Annotated in this window: 18 protein-coding genes; 10 read left to right on the forward strand and 8 right to left on the reverse strand. The window is 39.1% G+C overall.

The genetic code is table 11. The annotated features are described in order from the left end of the window. Position 1: 1 nt before the first annotated feature. The 5 genes from ACR63T_RS03770 to ACR63T_RS03790 all read left to right on the forward strand — a co-directional run bounded on the left by ACR63T_RS03770 (position 2) and on the right by ACR63T_RS03790 (position 6,315). Positions 2 to 1,111, forward strand: coding sequence for a DegT/DnrJ/EryC1/StrS family aminotransferase (locus ACR63T_RS03770; protein ID WP_472785225.1), 1,110 nt, complete (start codon positions 2 to 4; stop codon positions 1,109 to 1,111). Beyond that, positions 1,098 to 2,366 carry a lipopolysaccharide biosynthesis protein gene (locus ACR63T_RS03775; protein WP_472785226.1) on the forward strand — a complete coding sequence of 423 codons (1,269 nt, stop codon included), beginning with the start codon at positions 1,098 to 1,100 and terminating at the stop codon, positions 2,364 to 2,366. Before ACR63T_RS03770 ends, ACR63T_RS03775 begins: the two co-directional genes overlap by 14 nt. Before the next feature lie 112 nt (positions 2,367 to 2,478). Continuing rightward, positions 2,479 to 3,657, forward strand: coding sequence for a hypothetical protein (locus ACR63T_RS03780; protein ID WP_472784813.1), 1,179 nt, complete (start codon positions 2,479 to 2,481; stop codon positions 3,655 to 3,657). Positions 3,658 to 3,811: 154 nt separating this feature from the next. Next, positions 3,812 to 4,969, forward strand: a complete 1,158-nt coding sequence (locus ACR63T_RS03785; RefSeq protein WP_472784814.1) for a glycosyltransferase — start codon at positions 3,812 to 3,814, stop codon at positions 4,967 to 4,969. A gap of 248 nt (positions 4,970 to 5,217) precedes the next feature. Beyond that, entirely contained in the window at positions 5,218 to 6,315 is a 1,098-nt protein-coding gene (locus ACR63T_RS03790; protein WP_472784815.1) for a glycosyltransferase family protein, read from the forward strand. Between the two features lie 185 nt (positions 6,316 to 6,500). On the opposite strand, the gene ACR63T_RS03795 is transcribed toward ACR63T_RS03790, so the two are convergent. Together ACR63T_RS03795 and ACR63T_RS03800 are read right to left on the reverse strand one after the other, a co-directional pair. Continuing rightward, positions 6,501 to 7,043 carry an IS630 family transposase gene (locus tag ACR63T_RS03795; protein ID WP_472783520.1) on the reverse strand — a complete coding sequence of 181 codons (543 nt, stop codon included), beginning with the start codon at positions 7,041 to 7,043 and terminating at the stop codon, positions 6,501 to 6,503. After that, positions 6,994 to 7,347 (reverse strand): IS630 transposase-related protein, encoded by a 354-nt coding sequence (locus ACR63T_RS03800; protein ID WP_472783519.1) that lies wholly within the window; start codon positions 7,345 to 7,347, stop codon positions 6,994 to 6,996. The genes ACR63T_RS03795 and ACR63T_RS03800 overlap by 50 nt, the downstream gene beginning before the upstream one ends. A 103-nt stretch (positions 7,348 to 7,450) precedes the next feature. Here ACR63T_RS03800 and ACR63T_RS03805 point away from each other — a divergent pair, with 103 nt between their 5' ends. From ACR63T_RS03805 to ACR63T_RS03825, 5 genes are all read left to right on the forward strand, one after another. Then, positions 7,451 to 8,581, forward strand: coding sequence for a glycosyltransferase family 4 protein (locus tag ACR63T_RS03805; RefSeq protein ID WP_472784816.1), 1,131 nt, complete (start codon positions 7,451 to 7,453; stop codon positions 8,579 to 8,581). Between the two features lie 9 nt (positions 8,582 to 8,590). Further along, a complete protein-coding gene (locus ACR63T_RS03810; protein WP_472784817.1) occupies positions 8,591 to 9,199 on the forward strand; it encodes a sugar transferase in 609 nt (202 codons plus the stop codon). A gap of 40 nt (positions 9,200 to 9,239) precedes the next feature. Continuing rightward, entirely contained in the window at positions 9,240 to 9,908 is a 669-nt protein-coding gene (locus ACR63T_RS03815) for a PglD-related sugar-binding protein (RefSeq protein WP_472784818.1), read from the forward strand. Positions 9,909 to 9,952: 44 nt separating this feature from the next. Continuing rightward, on the forward strand, positions 9,953 to 11,158 hold the full coding sequence (locus tag ACR63T_RS03820; RefSeq protein WP_472784819.1) for a DegT/DnrJ/EryC1/StrS family aminotransferase: 1,206 nt from the start codon (positions 9,953 to 9,955) through the stop codon (positions 11,156 to 11,158). A gap of 68 nt (positions 11,159 to 11,226) precedes the next feature. Further along, the gene (locus ACR63T_RS03825; RefSeq protein WP_472784820.1) at positions 11,227 to 12,687 is read left to right on the forward strand and encodes a capsule assembly Wzi family protein; all 1,461 of its coding nucleotides are present in this window, start codon (positions 11,227 to 11,229) and stop codon (positions 12,685 to 12,687) included. A 177-nt stretch (positions 12,688 to 12,864) separates the two neighbouring features. Here the strand turns inward: ACR63T_RS03825 and scpB are convergent, their stop codons facing one another. From scpB to rplM, 6 genes are all read right to left on the reverse strand, one after another. After that, positions 12,865 to 13,395 (reverse strand): SMC-Scp complex subunit ScpB, encoded by a 531-nt coding sequence (scpB, locus tag ACR63T_RS03830; RefSeq protein WP_472784821.1) that lies wholly within the window; start codon positions 13,393 to 13,395, stop codon positions 12,865 to 12,867. A gap of 328 nt (positions 13,396 to 13,723) precedes the next feature. Beyond that, positions 13,724 to 14,605, reverse strand: coding sequence for a segregation and condensation protein A (locus ACR63T_RS03835; RefSeq protein ID WP_472784822.1), 882 nt, complete (start codon positions 14,603 to 14,605; stop codon positions 13,724 to 13,726). A gap of 35 nt (positions 14,606 to 14,640) precedes the next feature. Further along, positions 14,641 to 15,735 (reverse strand): tryptophan--tRNA ligase, encoded by a 1,095-nt coding sequence (locus tag ACR63T_RS03840; protein ID WP_472784823.1) that lies wholly within the window; start codon positions 15,733 to 15,735, stop codon positions 14,641 to 14,643. A gap of 116 nt (positions 15,736 to 15,851) precedes the next feature. After that, a complete protein-coding gene (locus ACR63T_RS03845) occupies positions 15,852 to 16,946 on the reverse strand; it encodes an LpxL/LpxP family acyltransferase (protein WP_472784824.1) in 1,095 nt (364 codons plus the stop codon). 632 nt (positions 16,947 to 17,578) lie between these two features. Next, positions 17,579 to 17,965, reverse strand: coding sequence for a 30S ribosomal protein S9 (gene rpsI / locus ACR63T_RS03850; protein WP_201572473.1), 387 nt, complete (start codon positions 17,963 to 17,965; stop codon positions 17,579 to 17,581). A gap of 9 nt (positions 17,966 to 17,974) precedes the next feature. Beyond that, positions 17,975 to 18,403: a 50S ribosomal protein L13 gene (gene rplM, locus ACR63T_RS03855; RefSeq protein ID WP_201572475.1), complete on the reverse strand. Its 429-nt coding sequence runs from the start codon at positions 18,401 to 18,403 to the stop codon at positions 17,975 to 17,977. Positions 18,404 to 18,457: the final 54 nt, after the last annotated feature.

An 18,457-nucleotide genomic window follows, 5' to 3' on the forward strand; every position in this document is an offset into this window, starting at 1 on the left:
TATTATGCAATTTATAGATTTAGTGGCTCAACAAGCACGTATTAAAGACAAAATAGATGCTGGTATTCAAGTGGTATTGAGCCATGGTAAGTACATCCTTGGCCCTGAGGTAAGCGAGCTTGAAAATCAGCTAGCTACCTTTACAGGCGCTAAGCATTGCATCACTTGCGCCAATGGTACGGACGCATTACAAATTGCCCAAATGGCTTTTGGTATTGGTTCTGGTGATGAGGTTATCACCCCAGGCTTTACTTATATTGCTACAGCAGAGACGGTCGCGTTACTGGGTGCTAAGCCAGTGTATGTCGATATCTGCCCTAAGACTTATAACCTTGACCCTTCGAAACTGGAAGCAGCTATTACATCGAAGACTAAGGCCATCATTCCTGTATCACTCTATGGGCAATGTGCAGACTTTGATGCGATTAATGCTATCGCAGCTAAATATAATCTACCTGTGATTGAAGATGCAGCACAAAGCTTTGGTGCGACGTACAAGGGTAAGAAGTCTTGCAATTTGAGTACAGTCGCGACCACGAGCTTTTTCCCTAGTAAGCCATTAGGCTGCTATGGCGACGGTGGTGCGATGTTTACCAATGATGATGAGCTCGCCGTAGTACTGCGTCAGATCGCACGCCATGGTCAAGACCGTCGCTATCATCACATCAGAGTTGGGGTCAATAGTCGCCTAGATACCCTACAAGCCGCTATATTATTGCCTAAGCTTGAGATATTCGCAGAAGAAATCGCTTTGCGTCAGCAGGTAGCAGAGGTGTATAACACAATGCTAAGCGAAGCGGGTATAACGACAACGCCGTTTATTGAGGCGCATAATACGAGCGCTTATGCGCAATATACCATCCAAGTCGATAAGCGTGATGAGGTGCAAGCGAAGCTCAATGAGGCAGGTATTCCGACAGCAGTGCATTATCCTATTCCACTGAATAAACAGCCTGCGGTTGCGGATACTAATGCAGTATTGCCAGTGGGAGATGCGGTTGCTGAGCGAGTAATGAGTTTGCCGATGCACCCTTATATGAATATTCAAAATCAATCGAAAATTATTGAAGTATTAAAAGGATACCTATTTGAAGTTAATGAAAACTGTTAAACAAAAAGTCAAAACTCTATTTCAAGGAAACTTCGTTAAAAATGTTAGTGTTTTGGCTGGAGCAACAGCTTTTGCTCAATTAATAACGATAATTACTATTCCTGTTTTGACTAGACTTTACTCACCAGAAGATTTTAATGTACTGGCTGTATATAGCTCTGTGATAGCTTTGATCTCAGTAGTTTCGTGTTTGCGTTTAGAAATTGCAATACCTATTCCTAAAGAGGATGAAGATGCTGTAGCGTTGCTTTTTTTATCTTTATTCAGTGTAATATGTATAACAATTTTGACGGTTGCTATAGTGGCTTTATTATCAAATCAGATAAATAAGGCAACTGATGGACAGCTTATAGGGTTTATGTGGTTAATACCTTTGAGCGTATTCTTTGCTGGCATCTATAAAGCTTTGCAATATTGGGCTACAAGAAATAAAGCTTTTTCTTTAGTGGCGAAAACTCGCTTGAGTCAAGCCGTGAGTGGAAGTGGTACTCAATTAGGTTTTGGATACGCTGGAATAGCTCCTCTTGGTTTGTTAATAGGCCAATTAATAAATATTGGTGGTGGGATTGTAGGCTTAAGCCGTTACTTTTTAAATAATCATTTGCATTTAGTTCGAGTAATAAACGTTAAAAAGTTAAAATCTACATTTAAGCAATATGATCGATTTCCTAAGTATTCAGTTTTAGAATCATTTGCAAATACAGGAGCTACCCAAATCCCTGTTATCTTGATTGCATATTATGCAATTGGTTCAGAAGCAGGATTTCTTATGCTAGCTACGCGATTACTATCAATGCCTATCAGTCTCATTGGTGGTGCAGTTGCTCAAGTATATATATCTGAAGCAGCACAGAAATATGAGCAAGGACTTTTAAAAGAATTTACTCATAATATTATTATAACCTTATTGAAGATAGGTACTATTCCCATAGTCTTTGCTGGAGTTAGCGCTCCTTTCATTATCCCATTAATACTAGGAGAAAATTGGGAACGCACTGGAATAATAATATCTTGGATGGTTCCTTGGTTCCTAGTACAATTCATAACATCCCCTGTGTCAATGACATTACACATAACTAATCATCAAAAGTTAGCAATGGTATTGCAGTTCACAGGTTTCTTATTAAGAATTGGCAGTGTTATGATTGGAGGGTTATACTTCCAAGGATATATAACTGAAATATACTCCATTTCTGGGTTTGTCTTCTATTCTTTATATCTATTAATAGTCTTGATAGTTTTAAAAAAGTGTTAAATTTTTAATTTATATATGAAATGATACTATTCGAAAATATTTTATTATTAATATCATTTGTGCATTTTACAATTTTCTGATGCTAATCAGTTGCTTTCTAAGATAAAAAATTATGAAATTTAGTAAAATATTAGAATCGTATAAAAAATACTTATTTTATATGTATATACCCGTAAATATTATATTGTGGATTTACTTAGTAACTGGAAAGTCATTTATAGTAGGGGCTCAAAGCTTAATTCTAATCTCTATAGTTACTTATATAGTTTTGTTTAGTAAAAAAATAAAAATTGATACAAATTACTCATTAGTATTATTATTTATTATTTATTGTTTTGCTCTAACGACATTGCATTTTATTACTGGAGATCTAATAGATAGCTATGGCCGTAGTTTAGCCGAATATCATTATTACCTTTATCCATTATATTTTATTGCATACATGTATGGTAGAAATTCAAAGTTTGAAATAAATTGGTTTTCCTATATTACCTTGGGTTTTACTTTTTTGGCAATCACCACTATTGCGAATTTAAAAACATTTACAATTAATTATGACGTAATAGATAGTAATAAATCCGGAGTTTACCTAGCTTTATCCGATTTATTTATTATATACCTTATTTTCTTTATATCGTATACGAAAAATAATTATTATAAATTTTTACTGTTCTTAGCTGGTACTCTAGGTCTAATTATATTAAATTCTAGATCATCATTATATGCATTTATTGTTATCTTTGTCGTTTATCAAGCATTCTATAACAGCTTTAAAGTTCGCATCTTTAGTTTTTTTATCTTGATATTGATTTTCTTTGGATTACTAGGTAGTAGCTACTTTGAATTCATATTAGAATCCAACTCAAGAATGTTTGCTATTTTTACAGGCATAAATGATGATAGTTCTAAAGTAGCTAGAGATTCCCTTTTTGAGACTGGACTAAAAAGAACTTTGGAGTCACCTATTCTTGGTGACTATGGAGGGGTCATTAAAGAGAATAATAATATTGGAACTTATATACATAATATATTTTCTTACTGGCAAACCTTTGGATTATTACCTTTTATAGTCTCACTAATTTTCTTTATTATCGTTCCTTTAGTCACAGCTTATAAGTCTTATAAAAATAGACATATATTCAACTCGGCTATATATTTCAATTTATCATTATATATAGTAATAGCCATGCTATTAACCAAACCTTACGGGTGGTACAACGCATGGTTTTTACTTGGTTTTTTACATACTTACAATGAACAACTAACTAAAAACCACTTGTTAGTTTTATAGTGTAAATAAAAAAATTCTTTATTCCAGTATTTGTAGCCGAGTAGTAAAAAAATCAGGTAAAAGTAAAATATTACGCTTCATTTTTATATCAACTATATGAAAATATTAGATGCATATGCTTACAAAATTTGCATATTAATTAGGAATAAACAGAATGAAAAATATTCACATCTGTATGAATGATTTTAGAAATGCAAGTCGTGTAATAAAACAGACTAGCTCATTAATGAATCATAATGTATTTGATGAAATTATAGTTTTAGCTTTAACTTCAGATGAACCATACAGAAAGAGCAACACTGCGAATGACATTGTCATCCATAGAATACCCTTAGTAGCTAGCTCATTACCTACTAACTTAACATCTTATAGTCTCAAGTTGTTTTTCCATGGCATAAAGTACATGGAATTTTTTATTAAAGCATCTTTTTTTATTTATAGGACTAAACCTGAGGTTGTTAACGCTCACTCAATTGAAGTTCTTCCGATTGCATTACTTGCTAAGAAGCTCACTAAATGTAAGGTTGTTTACGATACACATGAGCTTGAAACTGAGAAAAACGGAGTATTTGGTAAGGTTAAAGTATTGCTAAAAGTTTTTGAAAAAAGAGCTATAAAACAAGTGGATCTAGTGTTTGTAGTAAGTGAGAGTATTTCTGATTGGTATCAGAGTGCTTATAAAATAGAACGTCCTCCCGTCATAATGAATGTACCAAAAGCTTACTCTGTTGATAGCAAGGATAAATTTAGAGAGCAACTTGATATAAGAAAAGATCAAATCATTCTATTATATCAAGGTGGCCTTATGAAAGGTCGTGGTATCGGTTTAGTTCTTGAAGCATTTAAGAGTCGTACTGATGATAAAGTTGTTGTCGTGTTTATGGGCAGTGGTTTATATGAGCAAGAAATAAAATTGGCTTCTAAGAATTATAATAACATTCATTTTTTACCTGCTGTTGCTCCTGAAGTTGTTTTAGAATACACATCATCTGCTGATGTGGGAATCTCACTAATTGAAAATATTTGTTTATCATACTATTATTGCATGCCAAACAAGATTTTTGAATATGCGATGGCAGGTCTTCCTGTTTTAGTATCTAATATGAAGGATATGTCGAAATTAGTGAAAAGTAATCAAATGGGATTGGTGATTAGCGAATACTCAATCCAAAGCATTAATGACACGATAGATCTTTTAATTAAAGGTGATTTAATCCAAATGAAAAAGAATTCACATAAAGCTGCAATGACCTTATCTTGGGAATTACAGGAGAAAAAAATGCTATCTGCATACAATAAATTACTGGATTAATTTTGCTATAAAATTATATGAAATGTATGGGTTATTGACTATTTAACTAATCATAATTTAACATACTTCAAATATATAAATTCCTCACTATTTTTCGATATTTTATTGTTGTTAGATAAGTTGAAAATTATGCTTGATCTATACTTGTAGTATTCAAAAAAGAGATGTACTTTTTATTTATACTAGATATAGTTGCAATTAACTTCATTACATATCTTTAGACTATCTTACTTATTGGATGCATAAATATGAAAATGTTACATGCTGCTGTTATGCAATCATATTCTCCAGGTATTCTTAATCAAATGATGGCTGAGCACAAGACTGCGAGAGATGCGAGCATAAATATTGATGTTAAGATATTTTGTCCGAAACATATTTATTCTTCAAATGAAGTAGTAAAATATGCCAGCTTTGGAATAAACAAACATCCATTCAGGAAACTTGAAAATTGGTTGAAATTACGTAAAGAATATTATAGTTGGTTGAAAAAGAATGAGAGTCAATATGACATCATAATATTAAGGAATAGCGTACATGATCCTTTTTTACTTAATTTTATAAAAAATTCTAACACCAAAGTTCTTTTAATGCATCATACTCTGGAGTTACCAGAGTTAAAAAGTTTAGGCTGTTTGGGGTATATAAGATATATTGGTGATAAGTACTTAGGTTCTGCTTGCATTAATAGATCTGATGGCATAATAGGTGTTACTAATGAAATTATCAAATTTGAAAAATCTAGAGTAGAAAATAAAGAGATTAGTAGTTTTTTGTATCCTAATGGTATTGAAATTAATTATAGTGAGTCGTTACCAGATTATAAAAATAAAGAAATAGAATTGATATTTGTTGCTAGTTATTTTTTTGATTGGCACGGCTTAGATCTATTGATTAAAGATATAAAAAAATCGAATGAGAAATTTATTTTACATATAGTTGGTGAAGTGAGTGAGAATGACAAGAATGCTGGAATTAACGATAAAAGAATAATTTATCACGGTAGGCTTAATAGAGATGAAATTATTAATATTGCTCAGCATTGCAACGTTGGGCTTTCATCATTTGCATTATATAGAAAAGGTATGAGTCAGGCGTGTACACTTAAAGTACGAGAGTATTTATCTTTAGGTCTTCCTGTCTATTCAGGACATTATGATATTTTCCCAAATGATTTCCCATATTATAAGTATGGCTCCCCTTTAATTAATGATATTATAAAATTTAGTAAAGAAACAAGTTTAATTAGCTGTAATGAAATTAGGCAAGAATCAGACAGATATATAAATAAAAAATTACTACTATCTAAATTATTTGAAGAAATTAAAGAATTTTATGAAAAATAATTTATCTATTGTATCAGGAAAATTATTTTTAATATATTCATTGATTAAATATTGATGATACTGTAATTTTTTAATTAACTATTTTTAGTTTAGTAGTGTTGAGAATGAATTAATTTTATATCTGAGCCTTCTGATATTTAGAAAATAATAAGCTGGTATAACTTATATATATGTATATCCTATAGTCAATCCACAATAAAAGAGATACAACCCATATTATGAAATAGTTTAGGCAGATTATTCTCCATCCACCCTTGGCGTAGAAACTTAGCTTGTGCCCACTTCTTTTCAATAGGGTTTAGATCAGGACTGTAGGGTGGTAGCCATAAAATACGGTGGCCATGTCTGTTTAGTAGTTTTTGAATACGCTTATTTTTATGGAAGCGAGCATTATCCATCACAATCACGCATTTGGTTTTGAGACTTGGGATTAATGTCTGTTTGCACCAGTTATAGAATATATTGCTGTTAATGTTCTGCTCGAAGTAGTCTAGTGCAAATAGCACCTTTTCATAAAGAGCACCAATAACGTTAGTTCGCTTCTTAGCTTGCCAGTTGTAGCTGTCAACACAAGGGCTACCGATTGGCGCATAGCCGTGAGGTCTCATTGTTTGAGCCTCAAAGCCGCTCTCGTCCATATAGACGATAGGATAGTCTTGTTGTATAAAGCTATCAAGCTTACTTAGATACGCCGCTCTTTTGATCGGACACGCTTTTGGATGCTCCAAGGTCTTTTTTTTGACTGATACCTAAACGTTTTAAGGCAATCTCAATGCCTGACTTACTACAATTTAAACGCTGTGCGCGCTCGTACATGTAATCGTCTGGATGCTGTGCAACATCATTAAGAAGTGCGTCGTTCGGTATTTTGCTAGGTGGCTTATTCCGATTTTGTTTGATAGTTGGGTTCTTCAACCAGCGTTGTAATGCCGTTTTGCTAACACTATAGAAAGTACAAGCTTCACGAATAGTCATGTCTTTGTTCTTGACGCTTTTGATCACCTGCGCTCGAAAGTCTGCGGAATAAGTCATCGTTATTAATATCTTTATCTGTGTTTTAAAAGTATTGTATCTTATTTATAAAAGATTGACTATATATTGAAAATTAAAATTTTAAAAAACTATAGGTAAATTAATGAAAATTATAATAATAGGTACAGTCGCATCAAGCTTCTTAGGCTTTCGTGCTGATTTTATTAAAGCCCTACTAGAGCAACAATATAAGGTTTACGCATTTACTTCTGAATATTCTCAAGAAGAATTGAATAAAATAGAAGCATTAGGCGCTATACCTGTTACCTATCAGCTAAATCGTGGGGGTCTGAACCCTTTAGCAGATATAACAGCGACCTATGCCTTATCCAAAAAAATTAAAAGCATAGCACCGGATTTGGTGTTCTCCTATTTTGCTAAGCCAGTGATCTTTGGTACATTAGCAGCAAAAATTGCCAAAGTTCCAAGGATTATTGGCATGTTAGAAGGGCTAGGGTACACCTTTACTGATCAGCCTGAAGGTCTCAATAAAAAGACGAAACTCATAAAGAGTGCTCAAGTACTATTATATAAACTAGCTTTACCTCAATTGGATAAACTCATTTTTTTGAATCCTGACGACCCAAAAGATCTGTTAGAGCGTTACTCAATCAAAGTAAAGCAAGTTAAGGTTTTAGGAGGCATCGGCCTTAATCTAAACGAGTACCCTTATCAGCCTATGGATAATATTAAACGACCGATTGAATTTCTGTTCATAGGCCGCTTGTTGAAAGAAAAAGGTATTCATGAATTTATAGCCGCAGTAAGACAAGTCAAACAACAATACTCTGACGCACAGTTTACGGTCTTAGGAGAGGTAGACTCTGCTAACTTAGGTGCATTACAGCAATCAGAATTAGACGAACTAACCTCCTCAAACATTATCAACTATCCCGGTCAAGTCAATAATGTGCAAGAGTGGATCGCCGATAGTCATGTATTTGTCCTACCTTCATACCGTGAAGGCGTACCACGTAGTACGCAAGAAGCGATGGCTATAGGGCGTGCTGTTATTACCACTGATGTCCCCGGTTGTCGTGAGACAGTGATTGATGGTGTGAATGGGTTCTTAGTAGAGAAATGGAATCCAAAAGCGCTAGCTGACAAGATGATTTACTTTATAGAGCATCCTGAGCAAACAAAAATCATGGGTGATGAAAGCTACAGGATAGCGCAAGAGAAGTTCGATGCTGATAAAGTAAATACACGACTACTAGAGATACTAGGACTATAAGGAATAGCAATGATAAAACGCCTCTTCGACATAACCGCTGCTACCACAGCTTTAGTTGTGCTATCACCTGTCTATGCTATTACTGCTTACAAGGTTAGTAAAAACCTAGGCACGCCCGTATTGTTCCGTCAGACGCGCCCTGGTCTCAACGGCAAACCTTTTGAGATGGTAAAGTTCCGTAGTATGCGTGATGCTATAGATAGCGATGGCAATACCTTGCCCGATGGTGAACGTCTAACTGACTTTGGTAAAGCACTACGCAATACAAGCTTAGATGAATTACCTGGGCTATGGAATGTGATAAAAGGCGATATGAGCTTAGTTGGGCCACGACCATTATTAATGGAATATTTACCTTTGTATAGCGATGAACAGAAACGTCGTCATCTAGTGCGCCCAGGTATCACAGGTTATGCGCAAGTCAATGGTCGTAATGCTATCGGTTGGGATAAAAAGTTCGAGCTAGATACGTGGTATGTGGATAATCAATCACTTTGGCTTGATTTCAAAATACTAGTCAAAACTGTCAGAAAAGTGCTAGTTAAAGATGACATTAGCGCTGATGGTGAAGCGACTATGAGTAAGTTTACGGGTTCACCAGTCACAGAAAATAACTAAGAAACTAAGCTAAAAAGTAATTATTAATTGGGAGATAGCCATGAGTGATATGTTTGCAGTTTATGGCGCTGCTGGCTGTGGTCGTAGCTTGATGCCAGTAGCTATCGAACAATTTCAGCAATTGTATGGTAAAAGCAGGCAGATTGATCATAACCAAATCGTATTTATCGACGATGCTTTGGATCAAGACTCTATAGTGAATGGTTATATCGCTATGAATTATAATAAATTCAAAAGCTTAGAAGGTGACAAGCATATACTAATTGCTATTGCAAATAGTGCTATTCGCCAACAGCTTGCTACTAAGCTTATCAATGATGGTATTGCACTTTGGAATGTGCAATCAACTTCTACTTTAATTATGGATAGTGCTATTATTGATGAAGGTGCTGCACTTAGCCCATTCGTGACGATAGCTGCCAACGTCACTATCGGTAAATGCTTTCATGCTAATCTCTATAGCTACGTCGAGCATGACTGTATCATCGGTGACTATGTTACTTTCGCTCCTAGAGTCAGCTGCAATGGTAACATTCATATCCATGACCATGCTTATATTGGAGCAGGTGCAGTGATTAAACAAGGCACTCCTGATAAGCCGTTGATTATCGGTAAAGGTGCTATTGTAGGCATGGGTGCAGTAGTCACTAAGGATGTGCCAGCAGGAGCAATCGTGGTTGGCAATCCAGCACGTCCATTGATTAAGTAATTATTTATTTATATACGTTATAAACAAACCCCATTGAGAAACCTATGCTAAACACTCCCTTTTCACCATGGCCGAGCTTTACTCAAGCTGAGGCTGATGCCGTTAGCCAAGTCATATTATCTAATAAAGTCAATTATTGGACAGGTACTGAATGCCGCGAATTTGAAAAAGAGTTCGCTACTTGGGCAGACAGCGACTACGCTATCGCTATGGGCAACGGTACACTCGCTTTAGACGTAGCTTTGCAGGCTTTAGACATAGGCGCAGATGATGAAGTCATCGTTACCCCACGTACCTTTATTGCTAGTATCTCTTCAGTCGTGAACGCTGGTGCCATACCTATCTTTGCTGATGTTGAAGAAGCGACAGGCAATATTACTGCTGAGACTATCGCTGCGGTCATTACAGATAACACCAAGGCTATCGTCTGTGTTCATCTAGCCGGTTGGCCTTGTGATATGGATGCGATCATGGCGCTGGCAGAGCAGCATAATCTGTATGTGATAGAAGACTGTGCACAGGCTCATGGTACGCGTTATAAAGGCCGTAGCGTTGGTAGTATCGGTCATGTCGGTGCTTGGAGCTTTTGTCAGGATAAGATAATGACGACGGGCGGTGAGGGCGGTATGGTCACCACCAATGACGAGACACTATGGCGTAAGATGTGGGCGTATAAAGATCATGGCAAGAGCTACGCTGCGGTGTATGAGACTGAGCATCCACCAGGCTATCGCTGGCTGCATGAGAGCTTTGGTACTAACTGGCGTATGACTGAGATGCAAGCGGTCATCGGCCGTATTCAGCTGGCGCGTATGCAGGACTGGACCGCTAAGCGTACAGTCAATGCACAGGCTATATTGGACGAGTGTGATAACTGGCAAGCGCAAGGCTATCTATCTGTTCCTAGGCTTGAGAACACGCCAGCGTTTGCAGACTCTATCCATGGTTATTATAAGTTATATGTCTATGTGCAGCCAGATAATCTGCCCGAAGGCTGGTCGCGTGATCGCATTATCGCTGAGATTAATGAGTTGTCAGTACCTTGCTTTTCTGGTTCGGCATCTGAGGTGTATCTAGAAAAAGCCTTTGATAATACAGGTCTGCGTCCTGAAACGCGTTTGCCAGTCGCTAAGCAATTGGGTGATACTAGCTTGATGTTTTTGGTGCATCCGACACTGACACAAAATGAAATCGAACAAACGGTATCCGCTATCCATACTGTGTTTACCAAAATGGCTGACTCTAACTAAAGATAAATAATATATACTGGTTTACTCTATCAGATTATTACCACACACAGTTACGGATGCAGATTCTCATGAACAACAAGTTACTCCCTTTACTGAGCGCCAGTACGATACTGTTAGCCTTAATCATGCCGACTACTGCATCCGCACAAAATCTATACATGAATGATTTGCGCTTAAAGGCTGATATTGACTGGCTTAATAGTCAAGGCGTGACCCAGATCAGTACTAGCACTTGGCCATTGACGGCTAATGAGATCAAGCGCGGTCTTAGCACCGCTAATGCCGTAACGCCCGCGCAGCAGCAGATGCTCCAGTCGGTCTATACGACCCTCAAGCAAAACCCTAACTCTCTAGTCCATGCTGATATTGAGGCTAATCTGCAAACCAATCGACAGCAATTGCCACAGACTTTTGGTGAAGATAAGCTGGCAGGACAGCAGATCAGCGGCTCTATAGGCCTGAGCGAAGAGAACTTAGAATTTAATCTACAAGTCAATCTGAAGAACGACAAGCTGATTGAAGACGGCTCTGATGTGAGCTTTGAGGGCTCTTATGTCGCAGGTGGCTTTGCCAATCAGTGGTTAATTGCAGGTCAGATACCAGCATGGTGGGGGCCTGGGCATGATGGTAGTCTGATACGCGGTGATGCTAGTATTCCTGTGGCTGGATTTACTATGCAGCGTGATCAGCAAGCAGCGCCTACTTCACAGTATTTATCATGGGTCGGCCCTTGGCAGTATCAGCTATTTGCAGGGCAACTTGATGATTATGAAGCTGTACCAGAAGCTAAGCTATTTGGCGCACGTTTGACTGCCCAGCCTTTGCCTTGGCTTGAGGTAGGAGCATCACGCAGCTTTATGTGGGGCGGTGAAGGGCGACCTGAGAGCTTAAGCTCTTTTGCTGATGCGGTTCTAGGAACTAAAGATAACGCTGATAATGGTGCGGTTATTGGTGAAGATCCTGCCAATCAGTTAGGTGGCTTTGATGCTCGTGTGAGTCTAGCGCCCTTGATCAATGTGCCAGCTGGCGTCTATGCACAGTATATAGGCGAAGATGAAGCAGGTGGTCTGCCCTCTAAAAACATGTATCTAGCGGGTGCAGACTATGCCTCTGCCGCTTATGGTAAGCCTTATCAGCTCTATGCAGAATATACTGATACCCGTACCAGTGGCGAGGTGCGCGGCATCTCTTATGATCATAGTACTTATACCGACGGCTACTATCAGAATGGTTATCCATTAGGATATGCGCTGGGCGGTGATGCCGAGAGTATCGCTATTGGTGGTAGACTGTGGCTTGATGAGCGTAACTTTATCAATGCAAAATTGCAGCATGCCAAGGTTAACCAGTCGGATGAAAATGATAATCAAGCTTTTGCAACGACGGATAAGCTGACCGCTATCGATGTTGCATGGGAGCATCAGCTACAGCCATTGGTAACAGTCAATTCTAGAATTTGGGCGGTCGATTCTGATACTCAGTCAACCGATATCGGTGTCGGCGTCGGGCTTGAGCTGAAAGCTTATTAAACTATCTAGAAATGTAAATTTGTATAAATATAGGCTGGGTTTTTAACCCAGCTTTTTGCTTTTTAAAATAAGTTTTTAGTTTTTGTAGGGTGCATTTCATGCACCGATAATGACGCTACTATCAACCATTGGTGCGTGGAACGCACCCTACGCCTACTTTGTTTTTTGTGAATGAGCTTAAGACATTGACCCTATCGCCGCCAAATCTGGCATTGGTGGTAACTCATCTAAATGAGTCAGTCCAAACGCATCTAAGAACTGCGGTGTCGTGTGCAGTAGAGCAGGGCGACCTAGAGTGTCTTTAAACCCGTCCTCGACTATCCAACCTTTATCAAATAGCTGGCGTAGCATATTGCTCGACAAGCTAACGCCGCGCACATATTCGATATCACTACGAGTCACGGGTTGCTTATAGGCTATGACGCTTAAGGTTTCTAGTAACGCTTGGCTTAAGCGCTGCTGGCGCTGCGGGAATGCTTGTTGAATGAGTCTACTGTAGCTATCGGCGATTTGCAGGCGATAGCCGCTAGCGGTTTGATTCAGTCGTAATACGCCCATCGCCAAGCGTTGTTGCAGAATCGTTAAGGCTTGCTCTAGTTGTTTGTTGGATAAGCTAAGATGCTTTTGTAGATCAGCAGCAGTAAGTGGTGTTTCAGAGGCGTGTAGTAGTACCTCGATGTGTAGGCTGATGGTTTCAATATCTTTCATAATGGAGCTACTTTGTAGGGTGCATTTTATGCACCGCTATAGGTTAAATGTTATAAAACTGATGCGATGCAGCACTACCTACACCAACTCATTTATTTGCTGATTTATCTATCATCTACTATTGCAACTTTGCATATCTGTTTGCTGGGCTAAAGCCGCAGCCTACGCGATATTGCTTTTCTGCTTTATGTCATTCAAATACTTTCTAAGGTTTTAAAACTTACGCCAACTTTAAATTTATATCGTAAAATAATAAATTGCGTTTTTAATTCCGAGGGTTACCTAAACGGTGCTTGGAAAGCACCCTACGAAAAAAGAATTTTACAATTCATACCAACCACTGTAATTTCAATTTATTGACTGGTTGCTTGATTTCATTAATATCATTGTTACTCTCTTTAACCACACCAACTAATTGACGTTTTATCAGCTCTAATACCGCAACGAAGCTAACCACCACCCCAATTTTACCTTGCGTCTTATCTAATAGTTGATAAAAAGAGCGTGCGCCCATGCCTTCTGTACTTAACTGGCGACTGATATTAGCAATACGATCAGCGAGCGTGACGCTATCGGCTTTGATGGTATGGGCATGCAGTTGATAGTCAGGTTGCAATTGCATTTTAAATAAGCTCTCGATCAAGAGGTTAGGCGAGTAGCTAGGGAGCTCAGCTTGCATAATATCGTGGTCAGGCATACTGACTAGCGCTAAGAATACATCGCGCTCAAGGCGCACGAGTGCATCTAAGCGCTGGCTTGCGCCTTTTATTTGCGCATAAGCTTCCAAGCGCTCAATTAGCTCTGCTTTGGGATCACGCTCATCGGTTGGCGTTTGTGATTTGGGTAATAACAGCTCAGACTTAATAGCGATTAGGGTTGAGGCCATCAATAGATAGTCACCTGCCAGCTCAAAGTGCTCATGATCTAACTGACTGATATAAGCCAAATACTGCTCGGTAATCGGCAGTATCGGCATTTGGGTCAGATCGACGTTGTTCTTTTTGACCAAATACAATAAAAAATCTAACGGCCCTGCAAACTGCTCAAGCCAAATCGCAAAGGCTTGTGGCGGTACATACAGATCGTCAGGTAGCTGCTGCACAGGCGTCTGATAGATACGTAAGCTTATATCGCGCTCATGATGATGGCTAGAGCCAGTGCTAGACTCTATATTGATATTTTTAGATGACAGTTCAGTGTTGGTTAGCATGCGCTTGGCTACCTAAGTTATTCAATTGACTTAAGTTACTTAAGTTTAGCAAGCGGTCGAATACCGATAGCGCGGCGAGTTTTATCTAGCTGCTTACGGCTATGACGACGGGCTTTGTCTGCTCCCATTTGCAAGATTTCTTCAAGCTCTTTAGGGTTATTCATCAGCTGCTCATAGCGCTCGCGAAACGGTGCAATCTCCGTATTTATTTTATCAAATAGTGCTTGCTTAGCATCACCCCAGCCGATACCTGCGGCGAATTGCGCGCGCATATCTGCAATCTCGCTAGGTGTGGCAAAGGCTTTATAAATCTCAAAAATAGCTGAATCATCAGGGTCTTTTGGCTCATCAGGTAGCTGAGAGTTGGTGACTATCTTCATAATCGCTTTGTGCATCTGCTTCTCTGAGCTGACCTGCGGATTCATCTCACCAAATAGCGGGATAGTATTACCGTAGCTTTTGCTCATTTTACGCCCATCAAGGCCCGTTAATAACGGCGTATCATCATCGACTACGGCATTAGGCAGAGTAAATAGCGGCTTATAGCGATGATTAAAAGTACCTGCGATATCACGCGCCATCTCGATATGCTGAACTTGATCACGGCCTACTGGAACGTGGGTCGCATTAAACATTAAGATATCAGCCGCCATCAATACTGGGTAGCCAAACAGACCCATATTAATCCCTTGATCAGGATCGACATCGCTCTTTTCCATATTGACATCGACAGCGGCTTTATAGGCGTGGGCACGGTTCATCAGCCCTTTGGCACATGAGCAATTCAACACCCAAGCCAGCTCTGGTATTTCAGGCACATCAGACTGACGATAAAAGGTCACGCGCTCAGGATCAAGGCCACAGGCCAACCAAGTCGCAGCAATTGATTTGGTCGACTCATGAATCACCGCAGGATCATAACAACCAATAATGCCATGATAATCCGCTAAAAAGAAAAACGCCTCATCATCGCTGTTTTGAATAGACTCAATAGCAGGACGAATCGCGCCAACATAATTGCCTAAATGTAGCGTACCTGTTGGTTTAATCCCTGTTAAGATGCGTTTGCTAGCTTTGGTATTATCAGTAGCAGTGTCGGTAGTAGTAGGTTTAGAAATGTTGTCGCTCATAAAAGATCCGTTATTGTATTTATAATAATATTGAAAGGTAGCTAAAAAAATTTGACGCTAATAAATAGCGGTAGAGTATAACAAATTTACGCATTAGCTAATATCGCGTGTAGCGACTATTTATAAATATCAGTACGCCCATTAGGCCCATTTTTAAAGCGCCTGTGAAACCACATCCACTGCGTCGGATCAATCCGTATCAAACCCTCTAATATCTCATTGACGCGCGTAGCATCTTTGATTTCATCATTGCTAGGATAATGATCCAAAGCTGGTGTAATGGTTAGATGATAATGCGGTCGTTTGCCTTTAGGAAGATTATCTGGTGTTTGCCGATAGGTATGCAGCGCCATAACCGCAGGTGGGTTGTTTTTGTTACCCATTTTGGCAAGGCGTCTTGAGGCCGTAATCGTGGCGGCTGGCACCCCAAAGAAGGGCGCCATAACGCCTTGTTTTAGACCATAATCTTGATCGGGGGAGTACCAAATCACATGACCGTCTTTGATAGAGGTAGCTAAACTACGTATATCACGGCTGGCAATTTGCTTACCAAAGATACTGGTACGCGCATTATAAATAAACCAATCAAGCAAAGGATTGTTTTGTGAGCGATACATACAGTCAGCGGCAAAAAACTGTGTACAAAGCAGCCCACCCAGATCGAGCATCGTATAGTGAGCGCCTAATAGGATAACCGCACGACCCTCATTTTGCGCATTAACCAAATGCTGTAAGCCTGAAATAGACACTGTACGGGTAAAGACGTTCGGGCGGAACCAAGCGCATAAGGTTTCAAATACCCCAATACCTTGATTGACAAAGACTTGCTTCGCCATCAGCTCACGTTCAACTGCTGGCTTTTCAGGAAAGGCTAATTTAAGATTGATCAACGTATCACGTCTTCGCGAGCCTGCCAGCTTATATATCAAGATACCCAGTTTACGCCCAAGCCAAAACTGTAAACGCAGCGGTAAATAGATCATAGGAAACACAATAGCCAATAGCAGCCAGATAGCCCAGTATTTGGGCAGCAAAAATTGCCACTCAAAAGCTTTTTTGTGAGCCTCAGCGGTACGCTTATGGGTTTGGGTAATCGTCGGCGTACCAGCGGGAATAGCTGGTGATGGACGATCTGGCGATTTGTGACCTCCAGCTGGCGGAACATCTTGTGAGTTGGCTTTGCTAGGGTCGTATTGTTCAGGCGCTTTCATAAAAGAGATACTAGTAATAAAAGTTGCTCTTATGATGGGGTAGCACTGCTGACTTTGCAAGCGGGTTTTTAAAATGGTGGTTAAGGTTGTTTGGGTTTTATAAGTTTGCTAATGAATTGGTTTTCTTTATTTATCCGTGGGTTGCCATCCACGCTACTTAAAGTTGAATTAAGAATCGATTTATATCTTATAGGTCATTGCAATATTAAATCATTTTAATGATTTAGATTATGCCGTAGGCTGGCGCTTTTAGTTGTAGGGTGCGTTCCACGCACCAATGTCGAAATTATAATAAATAAGCAAAGTATAGTTTTGAGAATTTTCCAAAATTTTATCAAATAAGGTGATGTTTTTATATTGTTTTGGTGCTCAAGGGTAAAGTCGCAATTTACGCCAACAAGGTTTCAACAAATACTACTTTTTATAATAGAGCTATAGCGCTTAATCGGTGCGTGGAACGCACCCTACGGCTATCGATATATCTAATTAACCATCGCCCACAAAAAAACCTTATAAGCGGTAAACCACTTATAAGGTTTTGCAAATCTATTATTTTATCGTATATAGCTAACTGGCTCTTATAAAAAATATAGAAAAGACAGTAGCCATATTGCAATAAATAATAGCTTTGATTAACGTTTCGAGAATTGTGGACGTTTACGTGCTTTACGTAGACCAACTTTCTTACGTTCAACTTGACGTGAGTCACGAGTGACAAAACCAGCAGCTTTAAGCGCAGGCTTATTGGTTTCGTCAAGCTCAACTAATGCACGAGTGATACCGTGGCGAATAGCGCCTGCTTGACCACTGATACCACCACCTTTTACAGTGATATAGATATCATAAGCGCTAGCAGAGTCAAGTAACTCTAATGGCTGACGAACAACCATGCGTGAAGTCTCACGGCTGAAGTACTCATCAAGTGGCTTGCCGTTAACTTTGATGTCACCAGTACCTTTAGATAAAAAGACACGAGCAGTAGAAGTCTTACGACGACCAGTTCCGTAATTGCGTTCCATAGTATATCCTTAGATGTCTAATTCTTTAGGTTGCTGAGCGGCGTGTGGATGCTCTGTGCCCGCATACAATTTCAGCTTCTTAATCATTGCATAGCCAAGAGGACCCTTTGGAAGCATACCTTTAACAGCCTTATGCAAAACATCTTCAGGCTTCTTTGCAAGCAGCTTAGAGAAGTTAGTTTCTCTGATACCACCTGGATAACCAGTATGACGATAGTACTTTTTATCTTGCGCTTTTTTGCCCGTTACCGTGATCTTGTCAGCATTGATGACGACAATAAAGTCACCAGTGTCAACGTGCGGGGTAAACGAGGGCTTATGCTTGCCACGTAAGCGAGTAGCAATTTGAGTAGCTAGGCGACCAAGAGTTTTGCCGTCAGCATCTACGACAAACCAGTCATGGGTCACATCAGCTGGTTTTGCACTAAGTGTTTTCATGATAAAACCTTAAATTTAGAATTCGTTGAGAGTTTAGCTGGGAACGGGGCTCTC

Source organism: Psychrobacter sp. M17(2026), assembly GCF_055699815.1.